The organism is Bradyrhizobium sp. B117 (assembly GCF_038969555.1).
Classification (GTDB): Bacteria; Pseudomonadota; Alphaproteobacteria; order Rhizobiales; family Xanthobacteraceae; genus Bradyrhizobium.
This window is the reverse complement of sequence record NZ_CP152414.1, coordinates 1,900,727-1,920,212: the sequence shown is the minus strand read 5'-3', so window position 1 is coordinate 1,920,212 and position 19,486 is coordinate 1,900,727. Positions and strand designations below refer to the sequence as shown.

Annotated in this window: 13 protein-coding genes, 1 tRNA gene and 3 pseudogenes; 5 read left to right on the top strand and 12 right to left on the bottom strand. The window is 60.3% G+C overall.

From position 1 onward, the window contains the following. The first annotated feature begins 287 nt into the window (after positions 1-287). The gene (locus tag AAFG16_RS09270) at positions 288-470 is read left to right on the top strand and encodes a hypothetical protein (RefSeq protein WP_342738903.1); all 183 of its coding nucleotides are present in this window, start codon (positions 288-290) and stop codon (positions 468-470) included. Between the two features lie 1,657 nt (positions 471-2,127). Here the strand turns inward: AAFG16_RS09270 and AAFG16_RS09265 are convergent. Then, positions 2,128-2,349 carry a hypothetical protein gene (locus AAFG16_RS09265; RefSeq protein ID WP_342738902.1) on the bottom strand — a complete coding sequence of 74 codons (222 nt, stop codon included), beginning with the start codon at positions 2,347-2,349 and terminating at the stop codon, positions 2,128-2,130. A 143-nt stretch (positions 2,350-2,492) separates the two neighbouring features. Here AAFG16_RS09265 and AAFG16_RS09260 point away from each other — a divergent pair, with 143 nt between their 5' ends. Further along, the gene (locus tag AAFG16_RS09260) at positions 2,493-2,816 is read left to right on the top strand and encodes a hypothetical protein (protein WP_342738901.1); all 324 of its coding nucleotides are present in this window, start codon (positions 2,493-2,495) and stop codon (positions 2,814-2,816) included. Positions 2,817-2,982: 166 nt separating this feature from the next. Here AAFG16_RS09260 and AAFG16_RS09255 read toward each other — a convergent pair whose 3' ends face one another. From AAFG16_RS09255 to AAFG16_RS09215, 9 genes and pseudogenes are all read right to left on the bottom strand, one after another. Beyond that, on the bottom strand, positions 2,983-3,897 hold the full coding sequence (locus AAFG16_RS09255) for a DUF6538 domain-containing protein (protein WP_342738900.1): 915 nt from the start codon (positions 3,895-3,897) through the stop codon (positions 2,983-2,985). 89 nt (positions 3,898-3,986) lie between these two features. Beyond that, positions 3,987-4,086 (bottom strand) — tRNA-Glu (locus tag AAFG16_RS09250). Positions 4,087-5,124: 1,038 nt separating this feature from the next. Continuing rightward, positions 5,125-6,102 (bottom strand): annotated as a pseudogene (locus tag AAFG16_RS09245) (IS110 family transposase). Between the two features lie 155 nt (positions 6,103-6,257). Continuing rightward, positions 6,258-6,942, bottom strand: a pseudogene (locus AAFG16_RS09240) (aldehyde dehydrogenase family protein); the annotation flags it as partial. Positions 6,943-6,974: 32 nt separating this feature from the next. Beyond that, a complete protein-coding gene (locus tag AAFG16_RS09235) occupies positions 6,975-8,828 on the bottom strand; it encodes a TRAP transporter large permease subunit (protein ID WP_342740878.1) in 1,854 nt (617 codons plus the stop codon). Positions 8,829-8,863: 35 nt separating this feature from the next. Next, positions 8,864-9,889, bottom strand: coding sequence for a TRAP transporter substrate-binding protein (locus AAFG16_RS09230; protein WP_342738899.1), 1,026 nt, complete (start codon positions 9,887-9,889; stop codon positions 8,864-8,866). Between the two features lie 178 nt (positions 9,890-10,067). Beyond that, the gene (locus AAFG16_RS09225) at positions 10,068-11,078 is read right to left on the bottom strand and encodes a transketolase family protein (RefSeq protein ID WP_342738898.1); all 1,011 of its coding nucleotides are present in this window, start codon (positions 11,076-11,078) and stop codon (positions 10,068-10,070) included. Next, positions 11,075-11,914, bottom strand: a complete 840-nt coding sequence (locus AAFG16_RS09220) for a transketolase (protein ID WP_283084415.1) — start codon at positions 11,912-11,914, stop codon at positions 11,075-11,077. Before AAFG16_RS09220 ends, AAFG16_RS09225 begins: the two co-directional genes overlap by 4 nt. 24 nt (positions 11,915-11,938) lie before the next feature. Continuing rightward, positions 11,939-12,688 carry a glucose 1-dehydrogenase gene (locus AAFG16_RS09215; protein ID WP_342738897.1) on the bottom strand — a complete coding sequence of 250 codons (750 nt, stop codon included), beginning with the start codon at positions 12,686-12,688 and terminating at the stop codon, positions 11,939-11,941. Between the two features lie 110 nt (positions 12,689-12,798). Here AAFG16_RS09215 and AAFG16_RS09210 point away from each other — a divergent pair, with 110 nt between their 5' ends. Both AAFG16_RS09210 and AAFG16_RS09205 read left to right on the top strand, forming a co-directional pair. Further along, entirely contained in the window at positions 12,799-13,695 is an 897-nt protein-coding gene (locus AAFG16_RS09210; RefSeq protein WP_342738896.1) for a LysR substrate-binding domain-containing protein, read from the top strand. 277 nt (positions 13,696-13,972) lie between these two features. Next, a complete protein-coding gene (locus tag AAFG16_RS09205) occupies positions 13,973-14,146 on the top strand; it encodes a hypothetical protein (protein WP_271604429.1) in 174 nt (57 codons plus the stop codon). A gap of 1,567 nt (positions 14,147-15,713) precedes the next feature. Here AAFG16_RS09205 and AAFG16_RS09200 read toward each other — a convergent pair. Both AAFG16_RS09200 and AAFG16_RS09195 read right to left on the bottom strand, forming a co-directional pair. Further along, positions 15,714-16,754 (bottom strand): IS110 family transposase, encoded by a 1,041-nt coding sequence (locus AAFG16_RS09200; RefSeq protein WP_342738895.1) that lies wholly within the window; start codon positions 16,752-16,754, stop codon positions 15,714-15,716. A 149-nt stretch (positions 16,755-16,903) separates the two neighbouring features. Further along, positions 16,904-18,033: pseudogene (locus AAFG16_RS09195) on the bottom strand (IS3 family transposase); the annotation flags it as partial. 839 nt (positions 18,034-18,872) lie between these two features. On the opposite strand from AAFG16_RS09195, the gene AAFG16_RS09190 reads away from it, so the two are divergent. Continuing rightward, positions 18,873-19,340 carry a S1/P1 nuclease gene (locus AAFG16_RS09190; protein WP_342738894.1) on the top strand — a complete coding sequence of 156 codons (468 nt, stop codon included), beginning with the start codon at positions 18,873-18,875 and terminating at the stop codon, positions 19,338-19,340. Positions 19,341-19,486: the final 146 nt, after the last annotated feature.

The window sequence follows — 19,486 nt, the reverse complement described above, 5'->3', positions numbered from 1 at the left end:
CCCGTCCTGGGCCCAACCGGTCCTATACTCGGCATCATATTGATGCCGTACTCGCGATCTGATCCCCTTTGAAAGGGAGGCGAATCGCATGCGCGAGCAACAAGTTATACTTCAGCCGACGTTCGTTGATCGACGCCCCAAGTGCGAAGATTGCCACATCGTGACGGCCCTGAGATCGGTCATTCTCGACCCTCGAAATGACCGCCAAGTCTCCGTCTATCAATGCTCGAACTGTGGCCGACTGGCTTGGAAGGACAACTCGATAGGGATTTCAGGCGAGCTCAGTGGTGCGCAAAGGAGATGAATATCTGGAGTGGCGCCTACGCCCATCGCGGACTGTCTTTGCTGAGCGTCGGCAAAAGCCATTCAGTTATCGAGCTGCCGAGCTGCGCGCAAAGGAGCTTCAGACGATGGCTTTCTTCCTGATCGTCGCCTACTTCGCCATTCTTGCTCATGCTGTATTTAGTTGAGGCAAGGCGCTGGCGCCCTTCCACCATTCTGTTTTTTTAGCTTAGCAGAAAACGCGGCTTCCGGCGGCCAGCGACGCGTGTGCGGGACTGCCGCGCTTGGAGGGCTGGATTGTCTGCATGGTCGGATCTGCAAGTGGCGACCGCCGAAACCCCCGCCACGCGAGCAGGATTTTTCAGAGGGAGGAGCCAAGCTAAACCGCTTCTCTCTTGAGCGTCCTAGTGATCCTGACGAAGTTGCCGCTCAATGCCGATTGCTTGATCTGCATTACGTGCTCGCTTCAGCAAGGCGTTACGTTCGTCTCCCGGAGGCTTTCCGTCTGCGCGCCCACGCATACCTACCTTATCCACGGCTCTCCAACCGCCGACCCGAGGTGGCGTTCCCAAGGCTGTTCTTTCATACAACCGCGATCGCGTTTCCGGGTTGTATTCTCATGGTCAACGAGAACGCCTCCCGAACGGCAAGAGAACGCGGTGTGACAAATTGTTTCAGGAATGGCTTAGCATGGTCTGGTTCGCGCTCGACGAGACCGATCATTGTTCGCCAAATCCAAGCGCCGCATCTGCCGAGGGACCGCTTCTCGCTGGTCCTCGATGTCGTCGAGCACAAGCGCGGCACCGTCCTGTCGCCTACCATGCGCCAACGGCAACCAAAACGATAATGGTCAGAACCAAAGCAGAGAGGATCGTCGCAGGGACTGCAAGCCAATCGGGTGTCATCGTTGCCTCCCGAGGCGGTTGTCCCAAAGCTTAAGCTTGACGGTTTGATAAAGACTATGACGTGGCTAACAGTTTGCTCGCAAAGCGCATTTTCAATCCACGGACGCTGAGCGCCGTTTATGCGCTCCAAGCGAGCGCTGCTTTGCAAACAAAACTTCGTCGGCGCGAAATTAGCGCCGGGCTGCAATGCGGCGTGTTAGCCACCAGACCGCAAGAACGGCTCGACCGACGCAGCTAGTCGGTTCTCCACTTGCATGGTCGGCGTGGATTGCTTTTCGGAAGGCCGCGAGCCGACGGAATTGACTGCCAGCCCAGAACCAGCGGCGAGAACGACTATCACAAGAGCAGAGAGATATTCGATCCTCATGGCGATGATCCTCCCTCGCTGACGACAAGACAATCGCCTTCGTTGAAAATTAGTTCCGTTGGCGGGCGCTCCGGAAGAATTCATAACGCATGGGGATGGGACACTGACCGAGCTCTACCCGTGCCCTTAGCCGTTAGACCCTTGGATCGATCGATCCCGCGCACCGGGGACACTGACCATCTGCGGCTTCGCTGAGTTGGCGCTTAAACTCTTCACGGAGAACATCTCCGTCCCAATGAGTGCCATCACTTTTGATGATCCTCTTGGCGCGTTCAAAAGCGTGGCTCTCGGCCGCGTCATCACCGACGCGGACGATCACATCCGAGTGGAAAGGGCAAACTGCTGTGGCTCGGGTTGTCTCAAGCGCATAGCAAACGGCTGCGCTCAGATTGTCGCTATAATTGCTGGCAAACATCGTAGCCTCTCACAATAAGGCCGCCCGACTATGCCTCTGCCGCGTCAACCCTGGCGGTCACACCCCAAATGCGGTTACCAGGTTACGGAATAACGAAGTGCATGAAACGGCGTTCCGCAAATAGGTGCGCTCTTCCTGGTGATGGGCACCAGATACCTTTATCGCATTTCGAGTTCCTTGATCGCCAGTGCAGCAATTTCTGCCGGATCATGGATGCCGCTTTGGGCGATTTTGATGATCTTCTGGGCGATCATTTCCGTTAGCGGATCGTCACGATCCTTGACGCAGAGGATGTTGAGCGCCCGCGCGTAAGCATCAGTGATGCGTCTAACCTCTTTCGGCTCCATGCCGTGGGTTTGCAGATGTAGGTAGGTCGACACCCTCTAAGCCTCCCGCGCCTACGCGAGCACCAAGAAATCATACCATGGAACCGGAAGGCGGTCGGGCTAATCAGATCAATAGCGGGGCGGCTATGTAACTGAAACTACCCCGGAAGGAGTACAGCGTCATCCGGAGCTAAGGAATGAGCTCGCGCGTTGAAGGCGGCTGGGGAGTTGCGCACATCCAGAAACCCGGGGCAGACATGGTGGACCGGCCTCCGACCCCATCTCCCGACCTCGACCCAGAGCACCGCCAAGCAATCTGCGACGAGATTGGCGACCAACTTCGCGGTGTTCTCGCGGACGATGCCGCGCCGCTACCGACAGGACTGGAAAGCTTGGTCGAGCGGCTTACCGAATTGGACGACGGCGCGCCCTCGACCGCTGCTGACGGCGAAGAGGACCCTGCATCTCTGCCGTTCTGGAGGCGGATCATGAGGCTTTGGTGGTTCTGCTGGGGCGCGTAAGCCGTAGCGGCCTGAGCTTGCTGGGCATCCGTCCGGTCGCGTCTCCCACGCGGCTTGCTGACGCACCCATTTGCTTGTTGACGGTGCCTGGAGAGACCTTAGGTACCGATGGGTGCGCGCAGCCGTGTCGCTCAGCTCGGGCAGAGACGCCTTCAACAGTGTGCCCTTAGCGTATCTTAGGGACCAACTGCAACGCTTCTCGGAATTTGCTCGCATGCGAACGCCGCATCTCGGCGAGAGATAGATTGCCATGCAGTTGAATGAACATTTCCACAGCTCGGCCGTACTCGTGCACGGTACCCGACGGTCTATCGCGTTCTTTCTTCCAGCCCTCGAAGGCCTCCTTAAGCGTGCCTGAGGCAGTAGCGGCCGCCGCTTGGCCGAGCTGTGGTGTCGATATCGGCTCTCCAGCGTTCCGCTTCTCAATGTCCTTGAGCGCCTTCACGCGAGCGCCAAGCACAGCCATCCCTAATCGCCTGTACGACTGGCTCTTGCGGTCCAAGTTTAGCTGAAATTCTTCTAGCAACTCCTCCACATCCTCGCGCACGTGAGTGATGTTGCCCTTGGCGAGCGCCGACATGGCGTCTGGCAAACTCTCGCTGAGTGCGTGCTCGCGTTTGAACACTTCGCGATCCGACAGTCCGGCCTCGGGTAGTTCACCTACTTTGAAAGGCGTGTTGAACTCCACGCCCGCCGTGGCAAGCTGTTGAGCAACGCTCTGAAAGATGGGCTCCGACCCGGTGCCTTCCTGCCGTTCCTCGTCGTCGGCGGCCAAGATCGAAGCGTAGTAGTATTCAGACATTCGCCTGATCTGTGCGTCACTGAGTGACGAGATGGCGGGACGTTCCTTTAGCAGGGCTTCGGCACTGGCGAGCGTGCGGTTGAAGTCCGCCAACACGAGAACAGCGGCGACGTTGGCTTCCTTGAACACTTTGGTCCCAAGGGACTTCTTGAGGAAGACCTTTCTGGGTTTCTCGGAATTAAGGACACGTTCGACCGCCTCTTGCAGGCGCTTAGGCACCTTCCGCTGAGCGTAGTAAGTTCCGTGTCTATCCTTGATCAGTCCCGGCATCGCGCGCATCAAAAGCTACGTGTCCCTGCTACCACCTGACAGCAGACAAAGCCATGATTTGCGTGATGTTTTTGAAATCTCAGCGCTTCTAGAGCCGCTGGCGCTCCCTAGGGGAATCGAACCCCTGTTTCAGCCTTGAGAGGGCTGAGCAGCTGAAGCGAGTTCGCGGCCGATATTCTCGCCGGCTTCAAAACCGCTCCTCGGGCAGCGCCGAGCACGCGATCGTTGATCCATCAAGGATTAGATTGCGGGCTCGGGCTTTGTCAGAATGCGTGATTAGTTCCACTTGATGCGTGCCGGGGCGCGGAGGATCGAGGGGCCTGCCGGTTCAAGCAAATGAGAAAAGCAGCAACGACGACGGCCTTTGAGAGATTACCTGAAGGATTCAGCTACCAGCGCTCAAGGACTAGATTGCCGTTCGCACCGACGCGGCGCTACCAATGCGCTACGGACCGGGATTCGCGCCGACGCGATCTGCCTAATCTATTGATGTTGTGAGGTTTTCTGGTAGCGGGGGAGCGCTACCGCCTTTCCCCACACCAGCTGAACCTGCGATATCTTATCCAATCTTTGGCATGAGGCACTCTGTGAGGTGCAGCGCGCTAAGCTCTATAGCCTTGAAGACTACTTTGAAGCGCCACGAACCCCAGTATCCGACTAAAGCGGCTGAATTCGCCACAACTCGAACCGTGGCGCATGTTCGTCGCCACCCTCGTGCTGGTCTCGTACTGATGCTTCGGGCGCCGGCAACCAAAAAGGCCGCCGTGTCGCGACAACCATGCGGCAGGAAGAGATTTGCCACCCCGCGGGCAGTCGACACTACGCGGTGTCATTCGGCCCTTTAATTGCGGTTTGTTGTCAAGCTTGCATTTCTGAACTCGCCCATGGCGCGGTGGTAGCGCCCCCGCCATCGGAGCTGGTCGGGGTTGCGGAGACGGCGCGGGCGCGGCTGATACATGCTCTGCTGGCCAGGCGTGAATCGTACGGGCTGGTTGATGTCTTCGCTGGGGTCATGGTCCTTTCCGAGGTCGCGCAGCGCCTCATGATGATGATGTCCGGGTCGGACGCCTCAACGTCTGCAGCGGAGTACAGTCAAGCCGCCACCAGCCGAATGAACGAGGTCGCCACAACACCGTCCCAGCGGGACATCGCCAGTCCGGCAGGCCGGACCAGGAACTTTACAAAATCGGATCGGGCTTCCTTCGCCTGGCCCCAGTCGAACGATGTGCCGTCGACTCAGATGCAGTGCAGAACAACGGCGATCTTGCGCGCGATGGCGACCTTCGCCTTCCTCATGCCAATCCTCTTGGCGAGCTTCATTCCCCAGGCCTTGAGCGAGGAACATTTCTTCGTTCGATAAAGCAGGACAGTCGCGGCCTCGAACAGGTAAGTTCGGAGAAGACGGTCGCCCCATCGTGATATTTTGCCATTGATGTCAGTTTCGCCAGATGGTTGCGCCGAGGTGTAAGAACCAGATAGGCGCCAACGCTCGATGCCGATCGGAAGCGCGATGGGTCGTCGATCGTATGGCGGAAGGTCAAGGCGGTTACCACGCCAACACCAGGAACCGTCATCAGGCGGCGCGTCGTCTCATCCGACTTCGCCAATTGGCGGACGTCGTTGTCGAAGTTGCTTTGCTGCTTGCAGATCTTGGATCGACAGAAGCGGCGCGATCACACCGAGGAGCTGATGATCTTTGCCCAATAGCTCGCAGACCTGATTGCGAAACTGCAGTCCGATCGCGCGTGGCAACAGCAAACCGTATTCTTTGATGAGGCTGCGGACCTGGTTCTCGATATCTCGACGCATGGCCACGAGCCGAGATCTCGCGACGAGTATCGCGCGGATCTTCTGACTTTCCTCGCTCTTGACTTTGACTTCTCGATACCAGCCAACTCGCACCAGTTCGGCCAGTCCTCGAGCATCATTCTGATCGCTCTTGTTCATGCGCACGGACAAAGCCGCGTGGGCATGCCGCGCGTCGATGCAGACCACCGGAAGATCAACTCTACGAAGTTCATGCCAAAGCCAGCTCGCCATCGCCCCGGTCTCAAATCCGATGCGCTCCGCCTGTGGCGCCCGTTTGCGAAGCAGTGCCGTGAGCGCCCCCGGGTCGGACTTGGCCTTTCCCTCGAGCAAGACCTGGCCTACTTCGTCGACCACACATACTGACGTTTCTTTTTGCGAGACATCCAGCCCAACATATTGCTTCATGGTCCCATCCGATTCGTGAGATTGCGGGAAGGCTTGAAGATAGCGGACTTTTCGGGCCGCGGGCGCCGACCGCAATTACGTCATCGTCTGCAATATTGGCTCTGACGCAATTTTGGTGCAGCTCCGCCTTATTCTGCGCCGATTAGTCTCGCTTGATCGAACAGGGTACCGCCCACGAAGAAGCCATTCTCATAGCCCTGCATCCTGAACCTGCGTCCGTCCACCAGCAGCTTTGCGCCCTCTGCGACACCGGCATCGATATAGCTCCGGACCTTCTCCAAGTGCTGTTTCGTGACGAGGGGCCCCATCTCCTTCGCGGTCGGTACCCGGCCCGACCTTCAGGCCCCTGACCTTGGGTTCGAGCGCGGAGATCAGCCTGTCCGCAGTCTCCTCGCCGACGGGCACAGCAACCGAGATCGCCATGCAGCGTTCGCCGGCGGAGCCGTAGGCGGCCCCCATCAGCGCATCCACCACCTGATCCATGTCGGCATCGGGCATCACGACGATATGGTTCTTGGGGCCACCGAGCGCCTGGCAGCGCTTGCCGGTGTCCGCGGCCGTCGAATAGATGTACTTCGCGATCGGCGTGGAGCTCACGAAGCTGATCGCCGAAATATCCGGGTGATGCAGCAGCGCATCCACCGCTTCCTTGTCGCCTTGCACCACGTTGAACACGCCGTCCGGCAAACCTGCTTCCTTCAACCACTCCGCCATGATGAGCGACGCCGAAGGGTCGCGCTCAGAAGGCTTCAGAATGAACGCATTTCCGCAGGCGAGAGCGACCGGAAACATCCACATCAGGACCATGACCGGGAAATTGAAGGGCGTGATACCGGCGAGCCACGCCGAGCGGCTGGCGCGCGGCCGCGTTGTCAAAGGAAGCCGATCGACAGCCAGGGCACTGCGGCAACAATCAGTGTGCCGATCAGGAGTGCGACCATGTAGCCCACGATGGGCTTCATGCCTTCGTCCGGATTGATGCGGCTGATGGCGCAGGCCGCGTAATAGCCGACACCGAACGGGGGCGCGAACAGTCCGGTGCCCATGGCGAGAACGACGACCATCGCGTAGTGGACATCGTGCAACCCGACCTGCCGCGCGATCGGGAACAGGAGCGGACCGAACAGGACGATGGCAGGAATCCCTTCCAGCACACTGCCCAGGATCACGAAGGTCACGATCGTCACGACAAGGAAGACCGGAACTCCGCCCGGAAGGGTGGTCATGAACCTGGCCAGAGAGGCAGAAAATCCCGATTGGGTCAGCGCCCAGGCCATGCCTGTCGCCGCTCCGATGATGAGCAGAATCGCCCCTGACAGAGAGGCTGTCTCGACCAGCATCGGATAGATGCGGCGCCAGTCGAACTGGCGGTAGATGAAGAGACCCGCGCAGGCCGAGTACAGGATGCCGATGGTCGAGACCTCCGTTGCCGTTGCGACGCCTTCGACGACGGCGGTCCGGACCACGAATGGCAACGCGATGGCTGGTATCGCGATGACAAAAGCGCGACCGATCTGCCGCCCCGTCGCCCGCTTGACGTGAGACAGGTCCTCGCGGCGGTATCGCCACCACACCACGGCCGCGAGCATGACGGCAAGCACCACGCCCGGAAGCAAGCCGCCGGTGAATAGGGCCGAGATCGAAACGCTGGTGACCGAGCCGATCGTGATGAGAACCAGTGACGGCGGGATCGTCTCGCTCTGCGCGCCAGTTGCCGCGAGAAGCGCAACCAGATCGCCTGGCTTGGCTCCCCGCTGTCGCATCTCGGGAAACAACACCGGAGCTACCGCAGCCATGTCCGCCGCCTTGGAGCCGGAAATGCCGGAGACCAGATACATCGCCCCGACCAGCACGTAGTGCAATCCACCGCGCACGTGGCCTAAGAGGCTCGCCAGGAAGCCGACCATGGCGCGCGCCATGCCGGTCATCTCGATCAGAAGACCGAGAAAGACAAAGAGAGGCACCGCAAGCAGGATCAGGTGGCTCATGCCCTCATCCATTCGTCCGATCATCACCACGTCGGGCGTGCTGGTTGTCAGGGCGAGATAGCCGACCGTGGCGAGACCGAACGCAAACGCTATCGGCACGGCCGCGATGACCATGGCGCCAACCGCGACAACGAAGAAAATCAGAAGATTCAGATTGCCGAGCGGCTTCAAGATCGGCGCCAGCACAACGAACGTCGCGATGATGCCTGCGACGATCACCAAGGACGCCAGCAGGCTGCACAGGCTCGCGATGCGGATGAGCCGGAGGACCGCTGCGATGAGCATCAATCCGATCCCGATCGGCAAAGCCGCCGCACGCCAGCTATTGACGATCTCGAGCGCCGGCGTGGTGACGAATGCCTCGTCTGCGGCGAATTCATAGGCGGGCCAGACAACGAGGACGAGAAATGCGAGCGACGCCGCGGCCGCGACGACGTCCAGAAACGCCCGAACCTCAGCGCTGAGAACGCCGACGATCGCGGTCATCCGCATGTGCTCGCCGCGCTGGAACGCAATCACGGAACCGAACATGGCGAGCCAGAGGAAGAGAATGCCCGCGAGTTCGTCGGACCAGATGATGGGCGAGCGGAACACGTATCGACCCACGATGCCGGCAGACAGTACCGCAATCTCCGCCAGCACGAGCAGTGCTGCCGGGACCGCGACGACATGACCAAGCACCGTGTTCGCCGTTATCACCCAACTGCGCCGGCCTGCCTGCGACGCGCCGGCCGCCATACCGGCATCGACATGCGGCGTATGGCTCATGCTGGTCATGATAGCCGGCCCGCCGCTTTTTCGAGCTGCGACCATGCCTCCTCGCCAAACTTGGCTTTCCAGTCGGCGTAGAAGCTGGTTTTAGACAAGGCCTGACGGAAGGCGGTGCGATCGACGTCGACGAATTTGAGACCCTTGGCCGAGAGGTCAGTGCGCAGGGATTGGCTGAGCTTTGCGATGTCGGCGCGCTGATCGATGGCGGAGCGGTCAAGCTCGCGTGCCACGATCTCCTGCACGTCCTTGCGCAGGCGCTCGAAGGCGCGCTTGTTGCCGAGGATCCAGTAGCCGTCCCAGACGTGCCCCGTCAGGCTGCACGTGCTCTGGACTTCATAAAGACGCGCGGTCGCAATGATTGGCAGCGGGTTCTCCTGCCCGTCGACGACCTTGGTCTGCAACGCGGAATAGACCTCATTGAAGTTGATCGGCGTCGGTCCGGCGCCGAGGGCCTTGAACAGCGAGGTCAGCAGCGGCGCGGGCGGAACGCGGATCTGGAAATTCTTCAGATCATCCGGCGTGCGCACCTCGCGGCCGGACGAGGTCACCTGGCGGAAGCCGTTGTCCCAGGCTTTCGACACCGCCATGATCGGTGTCTTGGCAATCTGCGCCCGGATATAGGTGCCGAGATCGCCATCCATGGCCTTCCATACGCTGTCGTAGTCGGCAAACGCGAAGCCGGTATTCACGATGCCCGCGCTAGGTACCAGAGTGGCAAGGATCGAGGACGACTGATTGAAGAACTCGACGCCACCGCTGCGAACCTGGGTTAGAAGCTCGGTGTCGGAGCCGAGCTGATTGGCCGGAAACAGCCTGATCTCCAGCCGGCCGCTGGTCGCTTCGCGGATACGGTCGATCGCCTCTTGCGCCCGGATATTCACCGGATGGGACGGATCCTGTCCGGTCGCGAACTTGTAGACGAATTCGGCGGCAGATACCGGGCGGGTCAGAATCCCGCAGAGAAGTACGGCACTGGCCGCCAGCAACAGCGAACGGCGGCTGACGCGTCCAGGTTTCGAGACAGTCATGTTTTCCTCCTGATCGTGTATTGACGTTGTGCCGGCTGCATCAGCCTGCGCTGGTTTTCAGCTTTCCGGGCTCCTCGACAGCCGCATTCGGGCAAGAGCCATCGCTCGCCCGCCGCAACATGCAGCGGGCGTAACTCTTCACTTGGGCTTGGCCTGATTGGCGCTTAGTGCCGGTGCGCTAGAGCCACAGCTTGATCTGCCTTGCGACCTCTGCGGTGGAAATGCCGTAGCGGTCGTGCAGTGTCGGAAGTGCGCCGGCGTCAAGAAATTCGTCCGGCAATGCAATCTGGCGGAACGGCGGATGAACGCCCGAACGCATCAAAAGCGCGGCAATTGCCTCGCCAAGGCCGCCAATGGTCGTGTGGTTTTCGGCAACGACGACAAGGCGGCCCGGCTTGCTTGCCTCGCGCAAGATTGTCCCGGCGTCGAGCGGCTTGATGGTCGGAACGTGGAGCACCGCAATATCGACGCGGTCGTTCGTCAGAGTTTGCACGGCCTCGAGCGCACGCATGGTCATGATGCCGGATGAGATGATCAGCACGTCCTTCCCGTCACGGATCAGCTTGGCCTTGCCGAGCTCGAACTTGTAGTCATATTCGTCCAGCACGACGGGCACCTGACCACGCAGCAGGCGCATGTAAATCGGCCCCTGATGCGTCGCGATGGCGGGCACCAGCTGCTCGGTTTCATGAGCATCGCAGGGATCGATGACCGTCATATTCGGCATCGCGCGAAATAGTGCGAGATCCTCCGCGGCCTGGTGGCTCGGGCCATAGCCCGAAGTCAGGCCGGGCAGTGCGCAGACGATCTTCACGTTTCGGACTTCCTCCGCGATCGTCTGGTGAATGAAGTCGTAGGCGCGCCGCGAGGCGAACACGGCGTAGGTGGTCGCGAACGGCATGAAGCCTTCGGCGGCAAGACCGGAAGCCGCGCCGAACAGAAGCTGCTCGGCCATGCCCATCTGATAATAGCGGTCCGGAAATTCCTTCGCGAAGATGTGCAGGTCGGTGTATTTGCCGAGATCGGCCGTCATGCCGACCACATCAGGGCGGCTGCGTGCAAGCTCGACGAGAGCGTGTCCAAAGGGCGCCGGCTTCGTCTTTTGTCCTTCAGCCGCGATCGATGCGATCATCGCCGAGGTTGTCAGGCGCGACTTGCCAGGCTGCGGTGCTGATCTCACGGTCTTCATACCTGCCTCCCGGCTTCCAGCGCGGCCAGCGCGAGCTGCCATTCGTGCTGCTCGACGCGGATGAAATGGTTTTTCTCGCGCTGCTCCAGGAAAGGAACGCCCTTCCCCATCAGCGTGTCGGCGACGATCATCCGCGGCTTGGTCTCGGTATGGGACTTGGCCGCATCGAACGCCGCAAGCACGGCATCGAGATCGTTGCCGTCGATGCGCTGCACGAACCAGCCGAAGGCCTGAAGCTTCTCGACCAGCGGCTCGAACGCCATGACCTGCGTCGAAGGACCATCCGCCTGCTGATTGTTGACGTCGACGATGCCGATCAGATTGTCGAGCTTGTAGTGGCCCGCCGACTGGATGGCCTCCCAGACCGAGCCCTCGTCGAGCTCGCCATCCGAGAATAAGGTGTACACCCGCGCCTCGGATTTCTTGCGCTTCAGCCCCAGCCCCATGCCGACGGCGATGCTGAGCCCAAGCCCGAGCGAGCCGCCCGACATTTCCATTCCCGGCGTGTAGGAGGCCATGCCCGACATCGGCAGGCGGCTCTCGTCGCTGCCATAGGTTTCGAGCTCCTCCTCAGGGACGATCCCCGCCTCGATCAAAGCCGCGTAGAGCGCGATGGCATAGTGACCATTGGAGAGCAGGAAGCGGTCGCGTTCGTCCCAGGACGGATCTTCCGGCCGGTAGCGCATCGCGTGAAAATAGGCCACGGCGAGGACGTCGGAGATGTCCAGCGCCTGTGCGATATAGCCCTGGCCCTGGACTTCGCCCATGCGCAGCGCATTGCGGCGAATGTTGTAGGCGCGGTCCGCCAGCTTGGGCGTGTTGGTCAGCGTTTCCATCGATCTGGACCTTATCTTACTGGCTCAATGAATGAGCATGCCGCCATTGACGTCGATCACGGCACCGGTCACGTAGGCGGAAAGATCCGAAGCCAGGAAGGTGTAGATGCTGGCGACATCCTCTGCCGTGCCAAGGCGATTGAGCGGAATGCCTTCCAGGATCTTCGCCCTCATCTCGTCGCTCAGCTTGCCCGCGGTGATATCGGTGCCGATCAGGCCGGGCGTCACACAATTGACGCGGATGCCGTCCGGACCGAATTCACGGGCCATCGCCTTGGCGAGACCAAGCACGCCGGCTTTGGCGGCCGAATAATGCGGGCCGCCAAAAATTCCGCCGCCACGCTGGGCCGAGACCGACGACATGCAGGCGATTGATCCGGACTTGCGCGCGCGCATGTGCGGGATCACGGCCTGGGAGAGGAACAGAACACCTTTCAGATTGACGTCCTGGATGCGATCCCAGTCGGCCGCCGTAATTTCCAAGAGCTTCACCGGTTGGGTGATGCCAGCATTGTTGATCAGAATATCGATGCTGCCGAAGGATTCGATCACCCGGGCGACGGCCTGCTCGCAGGACGCTTTGTCGGCGACGTCGCACCGAAGGCCGATGTGGGACTTTCCAAGCGATGCTGCAGCGTCCGCCGCAGCGTCGGCATCGATGTCCAGAATGGCGACCCGAGCTCCCTCGGCAGCGAACCGCCGTGCCGCGGCAAGCCCGATGCCGCGCGGCGATGCTGCGCCCGAAATGATGGCCGTCTTACCGCTGAGCAGCATCAGTTTCTCCCGCAAATTGTTTTTCCATTGCACGGCTAGGAATGAACCGCGGACGCGCAACGGACAAGCGCACAGTTGTCACGGATCGATGAATCTGGTTCACTTATGGGATGCTGTCCAATGTTCCGATATCGGCAATTCGCGCCTTTGAAGCCGCTGCCCGCACTGGATCATTTCGCGATGCGGCGAATGAGCTTCACCTGACGCCCAGCGCGGTCAGTCATGCCATCCGCAAGTTGGAGGACACGCTTCGGACCGTATTGTTTGAGCGCAGCGCGCGATCCGTGCGGCTCACGCCAGCCGGCGAGAATCTGATGCGCCACACCGGAGCGGCTTTCGACCAACTCCGCCGCGGTCTCGAGGAAGTCGCCGCGCGCGGACCGCAACTGGTGCGCGTCCACTCAGCTCCGAGCTTTGCCGCGCAATGGTTGGCACCGCGGCTTGCACAATTTCTCGCCGCCTATCCGAAGCTCGAGGTTCGACTGGCTGCAAACACGGACTACGCGCGTTTCAGCAATGACGATTTTGATATCGACATTGTCTATGGTCCGCCGCGTGCTGAGGGCGTCGAAATTGTTCCTCTCCCCGAGGAGACGGTCACCCCGCTCTGCTCCCCGGCGCTTGCAAAGTCAATCAGGAATGCTGCCGATCTCCTCGATCGAACCCTTATCCGTTCCGACGTGAAGCAGGTTCAGTGGCACCAATGGTTCACGGCGAACGGATTGGAAGCACCTGCCCTCCACGGGATGAGGTTCGATCGCAGCTTTCTTGCAATCGCAACGGCTGCGGAGGGATTGGGAGTAGCGTTGGAATCAACGCTCCTGGCCGAACGCGAACTGGCGAGCGGGCGACTAGTTGCGCCGCTCGCAGGGCGAGCCAACGATATCCGCTACGTCGGCCATCGTCTGATCTACCCGCGCGCCAGCCGACAGAGATCTGCGGTACGAGCCTTCGCGGATTGGCTCGTGGCGCAACTCGCTGGCGCGACCGTGGGTTCCTCGCTCTAATATCGAAGTCAAGCCGAGCAGCCCGCAACCAACCAAGCGTGCGGCTGTTTTGCGTCTCGAGCTCCGATGGTCGCGTCTTCAGCGCATCGAAGTCGGCGCCCAAGCAAACGGGCCTCCCTAAATCCTCACAATCGTATCAGTCGTGCCCATTATCCGAGGTGCCACCATCGGGGTGGCGGAAGATCGTAGATTGGCGTGCAAAATCGTACGATTGGTAGCGAGCGCCGCGAGGGCGCTAGCTCTGAGACGTCGTTTCAAAGCATCGCGGAGCAGCTCAATGCAGCAGGTATCGAATAGCTGGATCGATGTGTGGAAGATTGAGGCTGAGCGAGCGCTGTTCGTCGGATATAACCGGGCGCTGACGAACTACTATGCGCGTGCTGAAGGAGGAGCGGGGCCGCGACCATCTGCCGAAACAGGAATTGGGAATGGACAAGGTCGTCTGTATTGAGGGCGCGCTTCACAACGGCGGGCTGCCGAGCTTTTGGAGTGAGCCCAGCGAGCGTACTCCGATGACGAAGGCGCGAGCGGGAGCACGGCGCGGTGCTCTGCCAAAGGCCCAACGGCCTCGGGAATCGCACCGGGTCGAGGCCCATCGGGCGACGATCATGGCTGTGCTCGAGGCCTCGCCCCGATAGCACTATCGATGAACTGCGGCACAGCTTGAGCAAAGAGGGCCTATGCTTTGGCTATGGCACGATCCGCCGCTTCTTCGAGCGTCACAAGATCACGCGCAAAAAGAGACTCCCATGACGCAGAGCAAGACCGTCCGGACGCTTCGAAGGGCGCCGAGGCTTGCGCGAGAGCCAGGACAAGGTCGACCGGGATCGTCTCGTCTTCATGTGTGAGACCTAGGCATCGACCAAAATGGCGCGAACACATGGCCGCTTCAGGCGCGACGAACGCCTGCGGGCACCATGCCTCATGGCCACTGGAAAACGTGTCGTAGCCGCTCTCGCTAGATATGGCATCATCGGTCCTTGGGTGCTCGATGCCGGTAGGACTCCCATCGGCGTCCAAAAGGGCCTCCTTTGATCAGCGTGCTCTGCTGGTAGCGCGGTAGAGCCGCATCACCGTGGAACGTGGTATTACTCGTGCGAGATCGACCTGGGATTTTGTGGGGCGCTCCGCGCTGCTGCGACGATCGTTGCCGACGATCCCATCTTTGGGAAGGTTTGTCACGGCGGCATCATGGAGACGTTCGCTAACAGCCTGCGTATCTGGCCACGTGATGGCGTGCGGCGACGGCTCAACGTGCGGCTCCAGTCTCTCCGATTGGACTTGGTGCTACTCGACGCCCGACTCCGGGCGGATCGACCGACTCCGGGCGGATCGACCGATCATTCTGAATTTGGGGGAGAGGTGGATCAGCCTTGCGCCTGAGCCCTTTGCCCCATCTGCATCGGGAGTGACGGTAGAATTGCGGTACAATGACGGGAGCAAGCGCAAGGAGTCGTCGACATCACGGACAGGCAGATCGTCGTCCGCTTGCCTGCGGCGCGCTTACCGCGGGTTCAGGTTCGCTAGATGTTTAGCCCCTGCCTTTGATGGTGCATCCTTATCGCACCATTGCAAGGAAGCGCCATGGGACATGATTTGAGACCGGAAAACTCGACCATTTATGACTAGAGTATTCCAAACTCTTGCGTCATGACGCTTTGCAACGATTACTTCGCGTGGCCGGCCGAAATAGGGACTTCGTCTCACGCATGCTTCAGGACGTCGCGGGTGACCTTGCCCCCATATGTGGAACGGCCCGCGTGGCAAGAGCTTTTTCAGTCGATTTCACACATTGGAACGGTGCGGTCATATGTCCGGCCTTTGCGCGCGGCACATGGCCGCTGGCCTCGATGAGATCCGCGGAACGAGGAGCTAAATCAAGTTTACGCGTTTGAGCGCATTGGGGGCAGTAGCTTCACTCGTTTCGGGATGTCGTCCCATGGGTTCATCGGCTGTTGTTGCACCTTGCCCTCTGCCGGCCTGCGCCGGTCAGATCGCTTTGGCGGTCACTGCGTCTATCAGACGGCGGCCGCGGCAGTCAGCGGGTCGGGACGTCGGTACGTCCCGCCCTTGTTCAGAAGCGCCCAGATGATCCGCGCCGTCTTGTTTGCCTGCGCGACCGCGGCAACCTTGAAGGGCCGTCTGGCGAGAAGCGCCTTCAGCCACGGCCGCGCCCGAGCGTCGTTTCGGACAACCCGCAAGACGGCCGTCGCCCCGACAACGAGCAGAGAGCGGAGTTCCGGATTTCCCATCTTCGATATTCCTCCCAGTCGCTCTTTGCCTCCGCTTGAATGAGGCCGCGGCGTCAATCCGAGCCAGGCGGCAAAGTGGCGAGCCGACTTGAACCCGCCGGGATCCGGCACGAGCGCCTTGATGGTCGCCGCCGTGATGGCGCCGACGCCAGGTATCGTGGTCAACCGACGCATGTCCTCGTCGTGCTTGGTTTCCACAACAATCGCGCGCTCGAGCCTCTCGATTTGGTCGGCTGAAGCTTCAATCTCGTCGGCAATAGCCCTCAGCGCGAAGCGCGCTGCTGCGGGCAGGCGAGCATCTGTCTCATCCCGTACGATTGCGACCAGCGCCTCAACCTTTGCCAGGCCAGCGGTGGCGATGATGCCCAATTCGGCCAGATGCGCGCGCAACGCGTTGACGGCCTGCGTTCGCTGCCGCACTAGAAGGGCGCGGGTCTTCAGCACCATCGCGGCAGCCTGTTGCTCGGCCGTCTTGATCGGGACGAAGCGCATGGTCTTGCGGGTCACCGCTTCGCTGATGGCCTCTGCGTCCGCCGCATCCGTTTTGCCTCGCTTTACGCAGGGTTTGACATAAGCCGGCGGAATGAGCCGCACCTCATGACCGAGAGCTGCGATCTCGCGCGCCCAATAGTGGGCGCTACCGCAGGCTTCCATCCCCACCAGGCATGGTGGCAGTTTCTCGAAGAAGCGCAGAACCTCGCTGCGCCGCAATTTCCTGTTGAACACGGGCGAGCCCTCCGCATCCGCGCCGTGAACCTGGAAAACGTGCTTGGCCAAATCTAACCCGATGGTGCTAACCTGTTTCACGGAACGGTCCCTCCTTTGTGGCGTTCGAACAACGACCACGTTCTAGCACTTTGATGCTGTTGGAGCGGGCCGTTCCACCACATCAAGTTTTGTCCAGTCCTGTGTTCGCCCCGGCTGTTGGATTTACCCGAATGGGCGATGGTAGCGACGGGAGCTGGTGCGGAGCCATCGGCGTAGCGCAGCGCCAGATCCCATCGCGGGTTGCAGGTGAAGGCAAACTCCGATGGTGTTTTCCATCCGAGTTGCGAGTGGGGTCGCGTATCGTTGTAGTCGACCCGCCATTGTCCAAGTTCGACCCGGGCCTGGGCCAGCGACGTGAACAGCGTCTCGTTCAACAATTCGTCTCGGAGACGACCATTGAAGCTTTCGATGAAGGCATTCTGCGTCGGCTTGCCGGGCGCGATGTAATGCCAGGCGACGCGGCTCTGATCGGCCCATGTCAGGATGGCGTTGCTGGTCAATTTGGTGCCGTTATCGCTGACCACCATTTTGGGCTTGCCGCGCTCGATGATCAGCCGGTCAAGCTCCCGAGCCACCCGGGAGCCCGCCAGCGAGGTGTCGGCCACCAACGACAGGCATTCGCGCGTGCACTCGTCGACCACGGTCAGGATCCGGAAGCGGCGGCCATCGGTAAGCTGATCCGAGACGAAGTCGAGCGACCAGCGGTCATTCGGCGCTATCGGCACCACCATCGGCGCCCTGGTCCCGAGCGCCCGTTTGCGGCCACCACGGCGACGGACCGCGAGCCTCTCTTCCCGATAGAGCCGGAACAGTTTCTTTTGGTCGACCAGATAGCCCTCCCGCTTGAGCAGAACATGCAGGCGCCGATAGCCGAAGCGACGGCGCACCTCGGCGATCGCTCTCATGCGTTGGCGTAGGGCCGCGTCGTCCGCCCGGGTCGTCCGATATCTAATGGTCATGCGGCAACAGCCGATGGCTTTACACGCCCGCCGTTCGATCATCCCGTGGGCCTTCACGAGATGGGCGACAGCTTTCCGCTTCCCCGCGGGCGTCACCACTTCTTTCCCAGGAGGTCCTTCAACGCCGCATTGTCTAGCATGGCGTCGGCCAAAAGCCGCTTCAACCGCGTGTTCTCGTCCTCCAGCGTCCTCAGCCGCTTGGCCTCCGAGACCTCCATCCCGCCAAACTTGGCTTTCCACTTGTAGATACTAGCATCGCTGACGCCGTGCTTCCGGCACAGATCGGCAACCGACACGCCAGCCTCGTGCTCCTTCAAAATCCCGATGATCTGCTCTTCCGTAAAGCGGTTGCGCTTCATGCTCTGGTCCTCATATGGGCCAGAGCGAACTTCAATTTGGATTAAGTCCAGGGGGTAAGGTCACGGGAATACGATCCTTTAGGAGCACTATATAGTGGACCAAAGGCAGCCGGCCCAGGAGCACAGAGGCAATCCCCGGAGCTTGGAAAAAACGCTGTGGAAGCGCCGTCAAAAAATGTTGCGCTATCACCGTCAGTCAAAGGTCGTTCAAGCACGAAATTCGCCGGAGCCGGTCCCCAGCACGTCCTCCAAAACAGGCGCCACAAAACTTACGACGGGAGATCGGTAACACTCGATGGTGTCATATCGCTGAAGGAACAGACCGTGCAGCATATGAAAACACGTCGGCTATTCGCGCGGCACATCGGCCGCTTCGTTCGGGAAGTATCAATGCGTTCGCTTGCTGCGTCAGTCGCCTTCACGTGCTTCTCATTTTCGCCTGCCGCGGCTTGGTGGGACGAAGGGCATATGCAGATCGCCTATCTCGCTTACGAGGAACTTGTCCGGTGGTCAAAGAACACGGCGACATGCTCCTGAAACTACCGGATTACGCAAACTGGATCGCAGGCGCGCCCCAGGGCGCGGAAAAGCTGTACGCCTTGGTGCATGCCGCTACATGGCCGATGATATCAAACGAAGGACGATTACTACGACGATCAAGTTAAAGATTCCACGGCAAAACAGATCGTCCCATATGGCCACCTCAAGCATGCCTGTTGGCATTTCAAAGACGCTCTGTACACGCCGGACGGTACGTCCCTCCCGCAGCCGGATCCGGTTGATGCTGTCACGCAGCTCAAGGCTCTAAGCTGCCAGCCTCAGAGAGTGCTTGGGATGCTATGCGTTCCTACAGTCTCGCCTGGACACTTCATCTGGTTGGCGATCTACACCAGCCGGATCATGCAATTGCCCGTTACACTGCGCAACTGCCCGACAATGGTGGCGACCGCGGCGGTAACGCAGAAAAAGTCATACCAGCCACGGGCGAGACGATCCTGCTTCATGCTTGTTGGGATAGCTTGTTCGGCGGCTATTCGCCAGTGTTCGGAGCGATCACCGACGCCGAGGACAAATTCAACGGTGTCGTGCCAGATTCCGCGAAGGCTCAGATTCTCGATCCTGCCACCTGGGCCCAAGAAAGCTTCGAGCTGGCCAAGCAGAATGCTTATGCAGCTCCCATCCCGAATGACACGACACCGGTTCAACTAACTCGAGATTATGAGACCAACGCTCGCAACGTAGCTCGCAATCAGGCTGCGCTTGCCGCGGCACGATTGGCCAATCTGCTGAACCAGATGTTGAAATGAATTCGAGCGTCACACGCTTCGCTGCCAGGCGTTCGCCAAAAGGAAACCGGCGAGGCGGGTAGTCGCGCTGAGTGTTCGGCGCATATCGCCCTGGCCGCAAGTGTTCCTGGTATTGCGAAACGTTGAAGAATACTCCTCATCCCCAA

Excerpts from the sequence above, each read along its gene's own strand:
- AAFG16_RS09260 (WP_342738901.1), top strand. The coding sequence starts at position 2,493 with ATGAGCTCGCGCGTTGAAGGCGGCTGGGGAGTTGCGCACATCCAGAAA.
- AAFG16_RS09255 (WP_342738900.1), bottom strand. The coding sequence starts at position 3,897 with ATGCGCGCGATGCCGGGACTGATCAAGGATAGACACGGAACTTACTAC.
- AAFG16_RS09235 (WP_342740878.1), bottom strand. The coding sequence starts at position 8,828 with ATGGCGGCCGGCGCGTCGCAGGCAGGCCGGCGCAGTTGGGTGATAACG.
- AAFG16_RS09230 (WP_342738899.1), bottom strand. The coding sequence starts at position 9,889 with ATGACTGTCTCGAAACCTGGACGCGTCAGCCGCCGTTCGCTGTTGCTG.
- AAFG16_RS09225 (WP_342738898.1), bottom strand. The coding sequence starts at position 11,078 with ATGAAGACCGTGAGATCAGCACCGCAGCCTGGCAAGTCGCGCCTGACA.
- AAFG16_RS09220 (WP_283084415.1), bottom strand. The coding sequence starts at position 11,914 with ATGGAAACGCTGACCAACACGCCCAAGCTGGCGGACCGCGCCTACAAC.
- AAFG16_RS09215 (WP_342738897.1), bottom strand. The coding sequence starts at position 12,688 with ATGCTGCTCAGCGGTAAGACGGCCATCATTTCGGGCGCAGCATCGCCG.
- AAFG16_RS09210 (WP_342738896.1), top strand. The coding sequence starts at position 12,799 with ATGCTGTCCAATGTTCCGATATCGGCAATTCGCGCCTTTGAAGCCGCT.
- AAFG16_RS09205 (WP_271604429.1), top strand. The coding sequence starts at position 13,973 with ATGCAGCAGGTATCGAATAGCTGGATCGATGTGTGGAAGATTGAGGCT.
- AAFG16_RS09190 (WP_342738894.1), top strand. The coding sequence starts at position 18,873 with ATGCGTTCCTACAGTCTCGCCTGGACACTTCATCTGGTTGGCGATCTA.